Annotated in this window: 13 protein-coding genes; 8 read left to right on the top strand and 5 right to left on the bottom strand. The window is 44.0% G+C overall.

Features of this window, described 5'->3' with window-relative positions:
* Positions 1–60: 60 nt before the first annotated feature.
* Complete coding sequence (locus VME0621_RS18105) at positions 61–747, bottom strand: GntR family transcriptional regulator (protein ID WP_006072419.1); 687 nt, start codon at positions 745–747, stop codon at positions 61–63.
* 292 nt (positions 748–1,039) lie between these two features.
* Here VME0621_RS18105 and VME0621_RS18100 point away from each other — a divergent pair, with 292 nt between their 5' ends.
* The 3 genes from VME0621_RS18100 (at position 1,040) to VME0621_RS18090 (ending at position 4,262) form a co-directional block, all read left to right on the top strand.
* Positions 1,040–2,014, top strand: a complete 975-nt coding sequence (locus tag VME0621_RS18100) for a tripartite tricarboxylate transporter substrate binding protein (protein ID WP_006072418.1) — start codon at positions 1,040–1,042, stop codon at positions 2,012–2,014.
* A 214-nt stretch (positions 2,015–2,228) separates the two neighbouring features.
* Entirely contained in the window at positions 2,229–2,726 is a 498-nt protein-coding gene (locus tag VME0621_RS18095) for a tripartite tricarboxylate transporter TctB family protein (protein ID WP_006072416.1), read from the top strand.
* A gap of 9 nt (positions 2,727–2,735) precedes the next feature.
* Entirely contained in the window at positions 2,736–4,262 is a 1,527-nt protein-coding gene (locus VME0621_RS18090) for a tripartite tricarboxylate transporter permease (protein WP_006072415.1), read from the top strand.
* Between the two features lie 54 nt (positions 4,263–4,316).
* On the opposite strand, the gene VME0621_RS27015 is transcribed toward VME0621_RS18090, so the two are convergent.
* The 3 genes from VME0621_RS27015 to VME0621_RS18075 form a co-directional block, all read right to left on the bottom strand.
* Positions 4,317–4,796: a type II secretion system protein gene (locus VME0621_RS27015; RefSeq protein WP_082795537.1), complete on the bottom strand. Its 480-nt coding sequence runs from the start codon at positions 4,794–4,796 to the stop codon at positions 4,317–4,319.
* 133 nt (positions 4,797–4,929) lie between these two features.
* Complete coding sequence (locus tag VME0621_RS18080; RefSeq protein WP_006072411.1) at positions 4,930–5,616, bottom strand: response regulator; 687 nt, start codon at positions 5,614–5,616, stop codon at positions 4,930–4,932.
* Positions 5,613–7,232: an ATP-binding protein gene (locus tag VME0621_RS18075; protein ID WP_065311721.1), complete on the bottom strand. Its 1,620-nt coding sequence runs from the start codon at positions 7,230–7,232 to the stop codon at positions 5,613–5,615. Before VME0621_RS18075 ends, VME0621_RS18080 begins: the two co-directional genes overlap by 4 nt.
* 398 nt (positions 7,233–7,630) lie before the next feature.
* Here VME0621_RS18075 and VME0621_RS18070 point away from each other — a divergent pair, with 398 nt between their 5' ends.
* From VME0621_RS18070 to VME0621_RS18050, 5 genes are all read left to right on the top strand, one after another.
* Positions 7,631–7,870 carry a hypothetical protein gene (locus VME0621_RS18070; protein WP_062460617.1) on the top strand — a complete coding sequence of 80 codons (240 nt, stop codon included), beginning with the start codon at positions 7,631–7,633 and terminating at the stop codon, positions 7,868–7,870.
* 200 nt (positions 7,871–8,070) lie between these two features.
* Positions 8,071–9,492 carry a TolC family protein gene (locus VME0621_RS18065; RefSeq protein WP_062460620.1) on the top strand — a complete coding sequence of 474 codons (1,422 nt, stop codon included), beginning with the start codon at positions 8,071–8,073 and terminating at the stop codon, positions 9,490–9,492.
* Positions 9,489–10,463: an HlyD family secretion protein gene (locus VME0621_RS18060; RefSeq protein ID WP_038228524.1), complete on the top strand. Its 975-nt coding sequence runs from the start codon at positions 9,489–9,491 to the stop codon at positions 10,461–10,463. Before VME0621_RS18065 ends, VME0621_RS18060 begins: the two co-directional genes overlap by 4 nt.
* 9 nt (positions 10,464–10,472) lie before the next feature.
* Positions 10,473–11,657, top strand: coding sequence for an ABC transporter permease (locus VME0621_RS18055; protein ID WP_062460622.1), 1,185 nt, complete (start codon positions 10,473–10,475; stop codon positions 11,655–11,657).
* The gene (locus tag VME0621_RS18050) at positions 11,654–12,793 is read left to right on the top strand and encodes an ABC transporter permease (RefSeq protein ID WP_062460625.1); all 1,140 of its coding nucleotides are present in this window, start codon (positions 11,654–11,656) and stop codon (positions 12,791–12,793) included. The genes VME0621_RS18055 and VME0621_RS18050 overlap by 4 nt, the downstream gene beginning before the upstream one ends.
* 63 nt (positions 12,794–12,856) lie before the next feature.
* Here the strand turns inward: VME0621_RS18050 and VME0621_RS18045 are convergent, their stop codons facing one another.
* Complete coding sequence (locus VME0621_RS18045; protein ID WP_038228520.1) at positions 12,857–14,158, bottom strand: dicarboxylate/amino acid:cation symporter; 1,302 nt, start codon at positions 14,156–14,158, stop codon at positions 12,857–12,859.
* Positions 14,159–14,291 lie beyond the last annotated feature (133 nt).

The raw sequence follows: 14,291 nt of genomic DNA, 5'->3' as shown, positions 1-14,291 counted from the left end.
GTTACTTTCCCTTATGTAACGCAGTGCAGGACATCTTTACTGCGTCATCTATAAATTGAATTAGCTGTCTAGGTTCTTTTCGATTAACGCCTTGCTTCGTGAAATGTGTCTTCTCATCAGCAGTTCTGCCAATTCAGGATCACGATTTTTAATCGCGTCTAAAATAAAAAGATGTTCCTTTAACGCTGCCTCAGGACGAGATTGTGTCCGAGGTGATTGATATCGATACATCCTCAACAAGTGGTAAAGCTCATTGCATAGCAAGTTTACTAATTGACTGTTTTGACTGGCTTTGATGATGCGGTAATGGAAGTCAAAATCACCATGCTGGTGGAAATAGGAAGCACCATCCACTTCGTCTATATGCTCTGAGTGTCGGTTTAACAGCGTTTCCAACTCACCAACTTCTTTATCACTGATGTTTTGTGCAGCCAGTCTCGCCGCCATTCCTTCTAGAGCTTCACGAACGGAGTACAACTCCACCAACTTATCTTGAGATAAGGTAATCACGCGCGCCCCTACATGAGGAATTCGTTCAATCAGTCCTAACCCTTCTAGGCGCATAATAGCCTCACGAAGAGGTCCACGGCTCACTTCAAAGCGTTTTGCTAGCTCTGGTTCAGAGATCTTGCTACCTGATTCAATTCTCCCTTCAACAATCTCTTCGATGAGCTGTTCTGTTAAATTTTCAGACTTGGTCGCTTCTTTTAACGGCGCGTCGTCATTCATTACTGGTTCTGCACTCATATCAACGCTCACCTTAGAATTTACTACATTGTTGACAGTTCTCATTACATGAACATTATTTAAGCAGCTTAATGCCATCAGATCAACAGGATTGTCGACAATGTAGACTAACGTCTAACTTAAAAACCAACGTGTGAACTTTATGAACAAAATTCACCCTATGTTCTTTATCCTCAATATCTGCACTTTATTGATGCATTTGTAACAAGTACGTAACCTTTAGCTAACCCATAGAGGTCAAGTCAGCATCCCTCTGCTGGCAGACAATAAAGTCAACATAAGGAACGTGAACATGTTTAAGGCACTAAAACCGACCCTAGCGGCATCGATTGTGGCAACTACTCTTTCTTTTGGTAGTTATGCTGCAGATCTAGAGAAGATTCATTTCTTAATTCCTGGGGGTGCTGGCGGCGGTTGGGATATGACAGCACGCGGAACAGGTGATGTCTTGGTAAAAGCAGATATTGTCGACAATGTTTCTTTTCAAAACCTGTCAGGTGGTGGCGGTGGTAAAGCAATTGCACACCTAATCGAAACCGCGCAGCGCCAAGAAGACACCTTAATGGTTAACTCTACTCCTATCGTTGTGCGTTCATTGACTGGTGTTTTCCCACAATCATTTAGAGACCTTACACCTGTTGCAGCAACTATTGCTGACTATGGCGCTATTGTTGCTCCAGCAGATTCTCCATACAACACATGGGAAGACGTAGTTGCTGACTTCAAAGAGAACCCTCGTAAAGTCAAAATTGCAGGAGGCTCAGCTCGAGGAAGCATGGACCACCTAGTCGTTGCGGCAGCATTTAAAGGCGAAGGCTTTGATGCGAAAAAGGTACGCTACATTGCCTACGATGCAGGTGGTAAAGCGATGGCCGCTCTTCTATCGGGCGAAACCCAGCTTCTGTCAACAGGTCTTGGTGAAGTGCTAGAAATGTCGAAGTCAGGTCAAGTCAAAGTACTTGCTGTTACTGCACCGAAGCGTCTCGAAGCAGCGCCGAATATTCCAACACTAACCGAGTATGGAAACGAAACTGTCTTTGCTAACTGGCGTGGTTTCTTCGCAGCTCCAGGGGCGAGTGAAGAGAAAGTCAAAGAGTGGACAGAAGCGTTGTCGAAAATGTACTCCACTGATGAATGGGCAGTAGTTCGTGACCGCAATGGTTGGATTGACAACTACAAACCTGATCAAGAGTTTTACCAATTCCTTGAAGACCAAGAAAAGCAGATGGGCGCGCTCATGACTGAACTTGGTTTCTTGAAACAGTAAGCAACACTAAGGAGGGATTTGCTGTTCCCTCCTCTTGCCAATATTTTGCCGTATATGAGACGCAGCTACGAATCCTTCAGTTTGTAATTGCTCTAGCAGTACTCCTTTGTTTATTGGGTAAAAAGACTGTGTCCTGAGTTCTCTTACCCACTTGGTCGACGCTCATCGATCCCTTGTATACGGCCTTTTCTCTTTTCTTTACCTGGAGTGAGTTATGTCAGATTTCACCTCTAAGCTGTTCACGAAAGAAAATCTACTTTCTCGTGATCGTGTAGGTGCGATGATATTTATGATCCTTTGCTTATGCTATGGATACCAGACATCGCTAATCCCAATGTTTCCTGGGGATGAGTACGAACCGTTCACCGCGAGAACGTTACCAAGCATATTAACCGTTGTTGGTATCGTGCTGTCGGTAATTCTTCTTGTCACCGGACAACCTAATGAAAAAAGCGGCGCCGTCACTGATTTCAATTGGAAACTACTGATTGGATTTTTGGTGTTAATGGCCGCATATGGCTTGGGACTAACCTATCTAGGATTTGTCCTCGCTACTGGTTTCTTCTTAATGATTGGGTTCTATTTACTTGGTGAACGTCGTAAGAGCATTTTACTTGGTGCTTCTTTTCCTTTTGTCATCGCTTTTTATCTCATGCTTACGCAAGGACTAGATATTTATCTAGAGCCTGGACTCATCTTCACTCTTTGGTAGGACACCATTATGTTAGACGGAATTTTACAAGGATTATCAACGGCAGTTATGCCGATGAACATCATGATGGTGATTGTCGGTTGTTTTGTCGGTACTTTTATCGGGATGCTTCCGGGTCTGGGCCCTATTTCAGCAATCGCGTTGATGATCCCTATTACTTACGGACTGGATCCCTCTTCTGGCCTAATCCTGATGGCCGGTGTTTACTACGGCGCGGTATTCGGAGGTTCAACCTCATCCATTCTTATTAATGCTCCGGGCTGTTCATCAACTGTTGTTACCGCATTTGATGGTTACCCAATGGCACAGAAAGGCCAAGCAGGTAAAGCGTTAGCTCTCGCAGCCTACTCTTCTTTTACCGGCGGTACACTTTCTGCCATCATGTTGCTGTTCGCAGCCCCCGCCCTTGCCAAAGTTTCATTGAGTTTCCAGTCTTCGGACTACTTTGCGCTGATGCTACTTGGTTTATCTGCGGTTGCGGCATTCGCTGGCAAAGGTCAGGTTATTAAAGCGTGGATGATGGTTGTGCTGGGACTCATGCTATCAACAGTCGGTATCGATAAAGGTGTGGGTGTCGAGCGTTTTACCTTTGGCTTAACTGACTTAATGGACGGATTTAGTTTCCTATTACTTGCGATGGCAACCTTTGCTTTAGGCGAAACCTTGATGGGTATACTTAAACCAGAAAAAGATACACGCCAAGACGAACAGCGCAAGATGAGCGATATAGGAAGCATGAAGATCACTAAAGAAGAAGTAAAAGAAGTGGCACCTGTCTCTATTCGTTCTTCTATCTTGGGCTTCTTTACCGGTGTCCTTCCAGGCGCAGGCGCAACCATTGCCGCTTTCCTTTCTTATGGTATGGAGCGTAACCTTGCGCCTAAAGACAAAAAAGAAGAATTTGGCAAAGGAAGCATTCGTGGCTTAGTTGCACCAGAGTCAGCTAACAATGCAGCATCAAGTGGTTCGTTTGTTCCGCTATTGACGCTCGGTATCCCTGGCTCCGGTACAACTGCAATTATGTTGGGTGCACTGATCGCTTATGGTATTCAACCGGGTCCTCGACTATTCGTTGAACATCCAGACGTGTTCTGGTCAGTCATCATCTCTATGTACTTCGGTAACATCGTTCTTGTTATCTTAAACCTACCGTTGATTCCTTATATTTCTAAGCTACTAGCGGTACCAAGAACGGTATTGTTGCCGATGATCCTATTCTTCTCTATTACTGGGGTGTATTTGGTCTCGTTCAATACCATGGACGTGTTTATCATGCTGCTCGTAGCAATGGCAGCAATCGCACTAAGACTAGCCAACTTCCCATTAGCTCCGTTACTGCTTGGTTTTATTCTTGGCGGATTAATGGAGGAGAACTTAAGACGAGCACTGATGATCAGTGATGGTGAGCTAAGCTTCTTGTGGGAGCGCCCTATCACATTGACGTTTACTGTATTGGCTGTACTAGTACTTGTCGGACCCGCGTTGCTTTCGTTGGTTAAAAAATGGTTTTATCAACCCAAGAAAGTTGAATCTTAGGTTCAGTATGAATTGTTACTTACAGAGCCACTCTATTGAGTGGCTCTTATTTAATTAACAATTCTGGTCGATAATCGCGTAACGGTACTCGCCTTTTTCAGAGTCTGGTTGAGTGACAAGAAGAAAGCAGCCGCCCTCTTTCACAACTTCAACATTGCGTATTTCTTTACCACCATAGATGACCAACTCACCACCGTCACTAGCACCATTCTGTTTGACATGATAATTCATGTCTGTATCAAGAAATTGAGCGACGTTGTTTTTAGTATCCAGTTTCAAGTGGCCATTGATTAAGTTTACTCTTTTACCATCAATTTTGACTGCTTTATCTCCATTGCGTTCAACGCCATTGATTACGGCCTTGCTATAAACCAATGAATCCATACCTTTAACCGCAGCTTGAGCGCCTTTCAACACGCTTACTCGGGCATCAGTGGTAAGATTTAAGAACCTTGGTGCGGCACTGACCGCTAAAATGCCAAGAATAACGATAACTACAACAAGTTCGATAAGCGTAAAGCCGTTACGTTTCATGAGGATTTTTCCTTTCTATTGGGCTGAGTTTATTGAATCAAGATCACGATTCGGCCGAATAGTACGAAAAAAGCCCTTTTGTAAAACAACAGAAGGGCCTTAGAAATCCTTTGAAAATCAGATTAAGAGGTGATTAACGTATAACTTTACGATAACAGCGCTCTGGGCGTCCGACGGTACCGTAATTCACGTCAGCTTCCAGCTCACCATTACTAATAAGAAACTCCAAGTATCGCCTTGCTGTTGTTCTGCTCGCGCCAATCATTTCCCCCGCTTCATCGGCGGTAAATGGCTTATCTTCTTTAAACAATGCACGAATTTTCTCAAGGGTCACGCCATCAATCCCCTTGGGTAGTCGAAGCTCAACATTTTTCTCTGCGCTACTAGTTTGCATCATTTCGTCTACTAACGATTGATCCAAACCTTCCACATGATGCAATTGCTCGGTACGTTTCTGGTACTTTTTCAATGCCGCCTCCAGCCGAGGAAACATAACAGGCTTTAATAAATAATCAATCACACCGCCACGCATCGCCTGTTGCAGAGTTTCAACATCGCGTGCAGCAGTAATCAAAATAACATCACACTCTTGATTCAAACTCCGTAGCCAAGCCAATATTTCTATGCCTGTACCATCAGGCAAATAAACATCGAGCATCACTAGCTCGGGTTCTAATATTTCAAGCTGTATTTCAGCTTCGGCTTTTGATGTCGCCATTCCAACTACTTCAAAACCACCAATTTGCTCTAGGTATCGACGATGCAGTTCTGCGATTTTTAAATCGTCTTCTATTATCATGACTCGTGTTAAGTCACTCATGCTAATCCATCCTTAGGAATATATACCGTCACACGTGCGCCGATATCCTTGTTTTCTACTATTTCCAACTGTCCTTGGTATCTTTCAGTCAATTGTTTGACTAAAAACAATCCCACACCACGATTAGTGACTGATTTACTCGACACACCACGTTGCGTCAGCGATTTCACATCGAGATGCTTGGGTAAGCCACACCCCTTATCAATAACTTCTAAAATGATTTCATTACCAAAGTCACTCACCGACACTTCAACGTCTGACCGTTCTAACCGCTCATGAGGAGAGTGCGCAATAGCCGATAATGTTGCTTCAAACGCGTTATCAATTAAATTACCCAAAATGGTCACTAAGTCATCAGCATTTATCTCTTTTGGCAATGGTTCAAGTCGCGACTCATCTTCTACTTTTAATCCTAATCCCAGCTCACGTGCGCGCTCTGTTTTTCCAAGAAGCATACCGGCGATCAACGGGTCTTTAACGGTTTCTCGAAGGAACTCAATTAAGCTCTGATAGTGCTCAGTTTCTTGCCCAATGAGATGCTGCACCGCATCCAATTCCCTCATTTGTACCAATCCACTTATAGTGTTCAACTTGTTTCGATGTTCATGAGTCTGCGAACGTAAAAGCTCGGCATAAGCTTTGGTTTGCGATAGCTGTTCAGTCAATTCCGAGATTTCATCGCGCAAACGAAAACTCGACACCGCACCAACGACTTTGCCATCAACAACAATGGGACTGCGATTGGCAACGATACGTTGTTGATTGAGATACAGCTCAATATCATTATCTGACTCTTGGCTTTCGATCAAACTTTGCAGGTCGGAGTTCGGTAACACCTGGTACAACGGTTTGTTCATAACACCCGATTTAGTTAACCCTAAGATCTCACACGCACTGGTATTAATCGAGCGTAATACCCCGTCGGAGTCAATGCTGATAACACCTTCCTTAATGGTGCTCATAGTGACGTCCAACTCGCCATAAAGACGACCGATCTCTTCTGGTTCAAAACCCAATAGTGCTTTTTGAAAACGACGTGAGATAAAGTAAGAAACAATCGCGTTCACAATGAGCACCAGTATTGCCATTCCAAGGAGGAACGCTAAATAGGGCTCAATACGGTCTTGGAGTCTATCCAATAAGTAGCCGACGGAAACAACACCTATGATATTGCCATCTTTATCAAATACCGCCGCTTTGCCTCGAACTGACTTTCCAAGAGATCCTTCTGCAAACGATACGTAGGTTTGACCATGAATCAGAGCTTGATCATTATCACCCCCTTTCATTGGCAACCCAATTCGTTCATCAATAGGATGGACTAAACGAATGCCTTTCTCGTCACCAATAACAATGAAGGCTGCCCCGATCATCTCAGTAAGTCCACGAAATCGGTTTTGCATTCGGGCAGACGTGTTCTGTTCAATCATATTGATAACAGCACTAGACTGCGCCAAGAATGTTGCGACGCCTTTGGCTTTTAGCCCCATTTCCTGTTCTTGGGACTGCTTAATGTAGCTAAATCCAGCTAATGATAAGACAAGCAACTGCAACAACCCCGAAACCGTCATAATTATGAGCATTCGGTGTCGAAAACTTATCTGGTTCCATTTCATGATAACTCTCCCTAACACCCATACTGTAACAGCGTTGTAACATACGAGCACTCAATTGGGTATCGAACTGTGAAGCATATAATTAATTTACGTAGAATCAGTCAAATAGACGATAAAAGCGCTCTTTGATTCCTACAATTAGAGTGTAAATATTCATGTCAGTTACATGCATATGCAACCGAATGTCTGATTATGATCACATCACTTTTAGCTTATTTTTAGAACAATTCAGCCGTTATTCCGTATAGTAAAATTGTTATCTAAAAAGTATCTGAGTCTACTTGCTATTTGTCGACTCAAACGTAACTTTCAAGGTCACTTATAACTAGAAAATAATAAACGAAAACGCAGTAACCCTTGTGCAGAGCGCAAAATACAACGTAAGAAGGAACGTCGTTATGGAACGGGACTGTTTTGGAATTTGCCTTAATCGGGCGATGCTGTCGAAAAATCGACGCGCTACATTTACTCACGTCAGAGCATATCAAGCGACAAACTCACAAGTATCGGAACTAGAACACGACGTTATGGTATCGTTCGCTTCACCACAAATGTCAGGCAGTGAAGTCTTAAAAGAACTGCTTCAAGCAAAAGACTTAATGTGGAGAGCAGGCTACGTTTGTCCATCAAATGATTAAGATCGTTTAAAAAAAAAGCAACGGCACGTAATGTGACGTTGCTTTTTTAGTATCCGTCATCAAAATATATCGTTTAGCTTCTAAATAACAGATACTTAACCGCATAGCACTCGAAAAAACATCTATAGTTATGTTATTGCACACCATTTTATTAGAGCATATACTCTAATCAATTTATTAACATCTGTTTTGGAGCAAACATGAAAATAAGGTCCCTACCGCTGGTTGTGGGCGCATTGCTAGGAACGCTTTCTTTCGGCAGCTACTCTGCCGAAGTCTCCTTTGATGAAGCCTGGCAATTGCTTCAACAAAACAATAATTCTTTAGCCGCCCAACGAGCCAACGTAGAACGATACGGGCACTTACAAGATGCAAGCAGTAGCCTAAACCTACCTAAGGTTACGGTTGGCGCTAACTACACTCGATTGGATCAAGATGTGACAATTAGTGGTTCACAGTTTGCGGATAGCTTAAGTGGGTTACCCGCAGGTGCTTCTGCTCTTGGACCTTTACTTGGCAACCTACTTGGCGGTGTAACCTCAACAATCGAAACACAAGATGTATTTAGCTCATCAATTCGAGCCGTTTGGCCAATCTTTACTGGTGGCCGAATCACAGCAGCACAAACTGCCGCTGAGGGTAAAAAAGAAGAGGCTCAAAGCCAGCTTGCAATGGAAGTACAAGCTCGATATGAAGATTTAAGTAAATACTATTTTAGCGTAGTGCTCGCACGCAATGTCGTTGAAACCAGAACGGCGGCAGAAAAAGGGCTAACCAAGCACCGAGACTTCGCCATTAAACTCGAAGAACAAGGACAAATTGCTCGAGTTGAGCGCCTTCAAGCAGAAGCATCATTAGCGAAAGCGGTAGTAGAGCGCAAAAAAGCACAACACGGCCTAGATATCGCAGAAGCTGCCCTTACCCAAGTTTTAGGGCAATCTGAAACCGTTGAGCCTCGTGACCAGCTCTTTATCAACGAAAACCTGCCACCGCTGGATGCTTTCGTTGACCAAACTCTAGACACCTACCCAGGTCTCTCCATTCTTGATGCCAAAGAGAAGCAAGCAAGTAGCTTGATGAAGGCTGAGAAAGGTAAATATTTCCCAGAAGTATACGCCTACGGTGACTATAGCCTGTATCACGGCGATTCATTGGCTGGACAGCTGAAGCCAGATTGGTTAGTTGGTATTGGTGTAAGTGTCCCACTTCTTGAGAACACAGGCCGCAGTGAGCAAATGAAAGCGGCTAACAGTGCGGTATCTCAAGTACAATTTTTAAAGAAACAAGCGAAACAAGACTTAAGTGTCTTAGTTGAGAAAACTTACTTGGAAGCGCAGCAAGCACTCGATGAAGTGCAAGGGTTGAATACCAGTATTCAACTTGCAGAAGAGAACCTCAAGCTACGCCAAAAAGCCTTTTCTCAAGGATTAGGCCGCTCTCTAGACGTGGTCGATGCTGAGCTTTATCTTGCCAGCGTCAAGACCCAGCAAGACGCCGCAAGCTTCCAGTACTTACTGTCATTAAATAAATTACTCGCGCTTTCTAGCGAGATGAACAACTTTTCTACGTATAAATATAACGCTATTACCCCAGCTCAACTAAGAACGAAGGATGCATCATGAACAAGGTAAAACCTACTTTACTGACATTAGGTACGATTGCGATTATTGGTTGGGTTGGATACAAATTTTATGATGCCTATCAAACACCTCCATTTCGCCTACAAGGGCAAATCGAGTCTCAGCAATATAGCATTTCATCAAAAGTACCAGGTCGCATTGATGAAGTATTAGTGCGAAAAGGTGACGAAGTAGCTGAAGGCCAACTCATTTTCACCATCCATAGCCCAGAAATCGAAGCCAAACTCGAGCAAGCCGTAGCCGGACAAAAAGCTGCGGGAGCACTTGCCAAAGAAGCGGAGACAGGGGCACGTAAGCAACAGATTCAAGCAGCAGAAGACCAATGGCGCAAAGCAAAAGCCGCTGCAGCATTACTTGAGAAAACGTATCTACGAGTTAACAACCTATATAAAGATGGTGTGGTAGCTGAGCAGAAACGTGATGAAGCCATGACTCAATGGCAAGCAGCCAAATACACCGAAAGCGCAGCATTTCAGATGTACCAGATGACCAAAGAAGGGGCGCGTTCTGAAACAAAACTCGCTGCGGCAGAAAAAGCTCGAATGGCGGAAGGCGCGGTAGCCGAAGTGGAAGCTTATGCAGCTGACACTAAAATTCATTCTTGGTTTGATGGTGAAGTTTCACAAGTATTGCTGCACAGTGGCGAACTTGCACCTCAAGGCTTCCCTGTTGTTACGGTTATTGATACCAAAGACACCTGGGCCGTTCTGAATGTACGTGAGGATCTTTTAAGCCAATTCGAGAAAGGTAAAGAATTTGATGCTTACTTACCTGCACTTGATGAAACCGTGACCTTTAAAGTGTTCCACGTTGCTGTAATGGGTGACTTTGCTACATGGCGTTCAACTGACGCGACTCAAGGTTTCGATCTTCGTACCTTTGAAGTTGAAGCTCGTCCTGTAGATAAGGATGTACCGCTTCGTATGGGTATGAGCTTAGTGGTAGAAATGTAGGAAGCCATTATGCCTCACTCTTTTCCAACATTAGCTAAACGAAGACTCGCGAAAAGTCAGTTTCATAGCCAATGGCAAGTACTACGCCATGACAAATGGTTATTATCCTGCCTCTCTTGGGTGCCAATATTACTGTGCCTTTCTATCTATTGGATCTTTTCCCAAGGAATCGCCAGCAACTTACCCATTGGTGTGGTTGACCTGAGTAAAAGCCAGTTATCGCAAAAGCTAGTTCGAAACTACGATGCCACCTCGATGTTGAGTGTTAATCATCAATATGATGACATTGGCCAAGCTCGTGATGCCCTAATAGAGGGCGATATTTACGCAATTCTAACCATACCGCATGGTTTTGATAAAGCCGTAGTGAAATCATTACGTCCAGAAGTAACCTTGTTTTATAACAGTCAATACATACTCGTTGGACGCTTGATCAATTCTGCGGCTCTACAAGCACAAGGCACTTTTAATGCTCAAGTTGAAGTTGTCAAAGCTCTAGCAAAAGGCAACACAACAGGCGCTGCAGCTATGGGTAAAGCGGTCAACGTGAGAACTCAGATAACACCGCTATTCAACAAAGGCACTAACTATGCTCAGTTCCTAGTGAGTGCTATCGTTCCAGCAATTTGGCAAATCGCTGTTGTGTCTTTCACTGTACTGGTGTTGAGTGCAAACTATCGAATCTCCGGACTCGCTCCTTGGTTAGGACAAGAAAAACCCATATCAAGATTGGCACAGACCTTGTTCCCCTATTTCCTCTGGTTCTTGTTGCAAGGCACTTTCTTTTTAGTGTGGTTTTACGACTTAATTGGATGGCCAATGGAAGGAAGTTGGCTGGTGCTCTTCTTTGCACAGATCGTTACTACGATCACCTGTATGATAATGGCAGCACTGTTTTTCTTCTTAACTTGCGATGCTGCACGTGCGATGAGTTTTGCGGGCGCATTTACCGCACCAAGTTTTGCGTTTATGGGAATTACTTTTCCAGCGACAGACATGAATCCCCTCGCGTTATTTTGGCGTGAGCTATTACCAATCAGTCATTACATTGAGGTTCAGGTAAGCCAAGCAAGTTACGGCGTCACTCCACTTCAGTCACTCTCGCACTTAACACCAATGTTAGGTTACGTCATCCCATTGGTAGTAACGTCTGTGTTAATTAAAAAACATATGAGTAAGGAGTTAGTAGCATGACGCTGTTAGAACATGTAAAACTCGAACTCAAAGCCATTCTCACCAATCCGGTAGTAGTACTAACGGTATTTGGTGGCGTGATTTTCTATTCGTTTTTATACCCTCTTCCCTACACTCAGCAAACACCAAGAGAACAACCAATCTCTGTAGTCAACTTAGATCTCAGTCAAACCAGCTTTCAATTAGAACGGATGGTCGACGCAACACCAAATGTGAAAGTGGTACAGCGAGACCATACTATTGCTGCAGCGAAAGAGGCTTTTTTAAATGGGGAAGTGTCCGGTATTTTGGTGATCCCTGAGCATTTCTACAAAGACCTTATGTTAGGGAAAAGTCCAGTACTCGCCTACGCCGGCGATGCCGCTTTGTTTTTGGTTTATGGAACCGTGGTTGAGGGTCTAGCGCAAGCTGGCGGGACATTGGCAGCAAAAGCCAAAGTAACCAAATTGCTTATCGATGGCATCCCTCTAGAGCTGGCGAGCAAACAGTATGCAGCGACTCAACTTAACACCAAACCTACCTTTAACCCTCGAATGGGGTATGTAGACTATGTTGTGCCAGCAGTATTTGTATTAATCCTTCAACAGACTCTCGCAATGGCGTCCGGTTTAGTTGGTGGAACACAACGCCAAGGTAAAGGTTACTGGTGCTCTCAATCAGTGTTATCTGTTGTGGCTGTTCGCAGCATTGTGCTGACGCTTATTTACTACCTACTTGGTATGTATTACTTCGGTGCTAGCTTCGAGATGTATGGTATCAGTAAGCTGGCACACCCCGTCGAATTGCTGACTCTAATGTTGCCGTTTTTGCTTACTTCCTGTTTTATTGGCATATTTTTGGGCGCCATTACACCACGAAGAGAGCTAGTAACTGTTGTTGTTCTGCTAAGCTCAATGCCTCTGATCTTTTCCGCAGGCTTTATATGGCCAACAGAAATGCTCCCAGAGCCCATCAAGTGGTTTGCTGCAATCTTCCCTACGCAAGCAGCGATTAATGGCTTTTTGAAGCTGAATCAAATGGGTGCCGAGTGGTCTCAAATACGTGGGGCATGGACGCAACTTTGGATTCAAGCCTTCGCTTGGGGAAGTCTTGCTATATATAGCTTCAAGAAATATAGAGTAAGCAATGCTGAGTAACTAAAAGACAAAAGAAAGGGGCTAATGACATATCATTAGCCCCTTTTGTTTTCTCTCGTTGAATTAGCTTCGAACTAGTTCAACCTTTTCTTCGTTTTCACCGGCAGCAGGATCGTTGAACTTATCAATGTTCAATGCACCTTCCGATTTAGCAACAATACAAGTAACTGCACTGTCACCTGTGATGTTAACTGCGGTACGAATCATATCTAATAGGCGGTCAACACCCATGATTAATGCAATACCTTCTAAAGGTAGACCCACTTGGTTTAGTACCATGGCTAACATGATAAGGCCAACACCAGGAACGCCCGCAGTACCAATTGACGCAAGGGTCGCTGTCAGGATAACCGTCAGGTAATCACCCATGGTTAAATCAATATTAAACGCCTGAGCAATAAACGCCGTCGCGACACCCTGCATGATTGCCGTACCGTCCATATTGATGGTTGCACCCAGCGGGATAGTAAAGGACGATACTTTGTTATCCACACCAAGACGATTCTGAGCCGTTTCCATGGTAACAGGAATGGTTGCGTTGGATGATGCGGTCGAAAACGCGAACATGACAGCGTCTTCCATCTTCTTCAAGAAGGTAACAGGACTTAAACCTGTAAATGACTTAAGCATGACACTGTACGTAACCAAGCCATGCAATAGTAATGTGGCTGTTAGAACGAAGAAGTACTCTGCAAGGTTAAAGATTGCGCTTAAACCTAAACCAGTAAAGAGCTTAGCCATTAAGAAGAATACACCGTAAGGGGCGATGTTCATTAACAAAGCTACCAACTTCATGATCACTTCGTTAAGGTCACGGAACACAGCCGCGATTCGCTCTCCAGGTTCGCCCGCAGCACTAATCGCAATACCGAACAATACAGCAAACACGATGACTTGTAGTGTTTTACCTTCTGCCATTGCGCTAATAGGGTTAGTTGGGAACATGTCAATGATGACCTGCCCTAAAGATGGGGCTTCAGCAGCGGCAAATGAACTAGCAGCAGTAAGGTCTGCACCTGCACCCGGTTGGAACACAGTGCCCATGGTAAGAGCTAAGGTGATCGCAACTGCTGTCGTCGCTACATAAAAAAGAACAGTCTTACCACCTAAACGGCCTAGAGTGGTTACGTCCTTCAAAGAACTTGTACCACAAACTAGCGATACAAAAACCAAAGGTACAACAAGCATCTTCAAGCTGGCGATGAAAATTTGGCCACCAACTTCGAACAAACCATTAACGATGTATGCGTCTACAAATCCGTTCTCAGCAAACAAGCTTCGAATCGCGAAGCCCGTCAAAATACCTGCAACCATACCGATAATCACTCGTGTAGTCAGTGACATTGGTTTTTTGGTATTAGTCATAATTACTCCTTATTTTTATATTGCTTAGAGATGGGGACATCAAAAAGCCGGAGCAGATTAGCAGCTAGATGCTGACGATTAGAATTACAAATTTGTTTTCTGGTCCTGCACTGTGACTGGGATCACTCATTTT

This window comes from Vibrio mediterranei, assembly GCF_900088415.1.
Classification (GTDB): Bacteria; Pseudomonadota; Gammaproteobacteria; order Enterobacterales; family Vibrionaceae; genus Vibrio; species Vibrio mediterranei.
Note: the sequence above shows the minus strand (reverse complement) of the source record. Positions and strands in the feature narration are given on the sequence as shown.

What these genes read in the sequence shown, in the direction of transcription:
- VME0621_RS18100 (WP_006072418.1), top strand. Translation starts at nt 1,040, where the DNA reads ATGTTTAAGGCACTAAAACCGACCCTAGCGGCATCGATTGTGGCAACT.
- VME0621_RS18070 (WP_062460617.1), top strand. Translation starts at nt 7,631, where the DNA reads ATGGAACGGGACTGTTTTGGAATTTGCCTTAATCGGGCGATGCTGTCG.
- VME0621_RS18095 (WP_006072416.1), top strand. Translation starts at nt 2,229, where the DNA reads ATGTCAGATTTCACCTCTAAGCTGTTCACGAAAGAAAATCTACTTTCT.
- VME0621_RS18065 (WP_062460620.1), top strand. Translation starts at nt 8,071, where the DNA reads ATGAAAATAAGGTCCCTACCGCTGGTTGTGGGCGCATTGCTAGGAACG.
- VME0621_RS27015 (WP_082795537.1), bottom strand. Translation starts at nt 4,796, where the DNA reads ATGAAACGTAACGGCTTTACGCTTATCGAACTTGTTGTAGTTATCGTT.
- VME0621_RS18105 (WP_006072419.1), bottom strand. Translation starts at nt 747, where the DNA reads ATGAGTGCAGAACCAGTAATGAATGACGACGCGCCGTTAAAAGAAGCG.
- VME0621_RS18050 (WP_062460625.1), top strand. Translation starts at nt 11,654, where the DNA reads ATGACGCTGTTAGAACATGTAAAACTCGAACTCAAAGCCATTCTCACC.
- VME0621_RS18060 (WP_038228524.1), top strand. Translation starts at nt 9,489, where the DNA reads ATGAACAAGGTAAAACCTACTTTACTGACATTAGGTACGATTGCGATT.
- VME0621_RS18045 (WP_038228520.1), bottom strand. Translation starts at nt 14,158, where the DNA reads ATGACTAATACCAAAAAACCAATGTCACTGACTACACGAGTGATTATC.
- VME0621_RS18080 (WP_006072411.1), bottom strand. Translation starts at nt 5,616, where the DNA reads ATGAGTGACTTAACACGAGTCATGATAATAGAAGACGATTTAAAAATC.
- VME0621_RS18075 (WP_065311721.1), bottom strand. Translation starts at nt 7,232, where the DNA reads ATGAAATGGAACCAGATAAGTTTTCGACACCGAATGCTCATAATTATG.
- VME0621_RS18055 (WP_062460622.1), top strand. Translation starts at nt 10,473, where the DNA reads ATGCCTCACTCTTTTCCAACATTAGCTAAACGAAGACTCGCGAAAAGT.
- VME0621_RS18090 (WP_006072415.1), top strand. Translation starts at nt 2,736, where the DNA reads ATGTTAGACGGAATTTTACAAGGATTATCAACGGCAGTTATGCCGATG.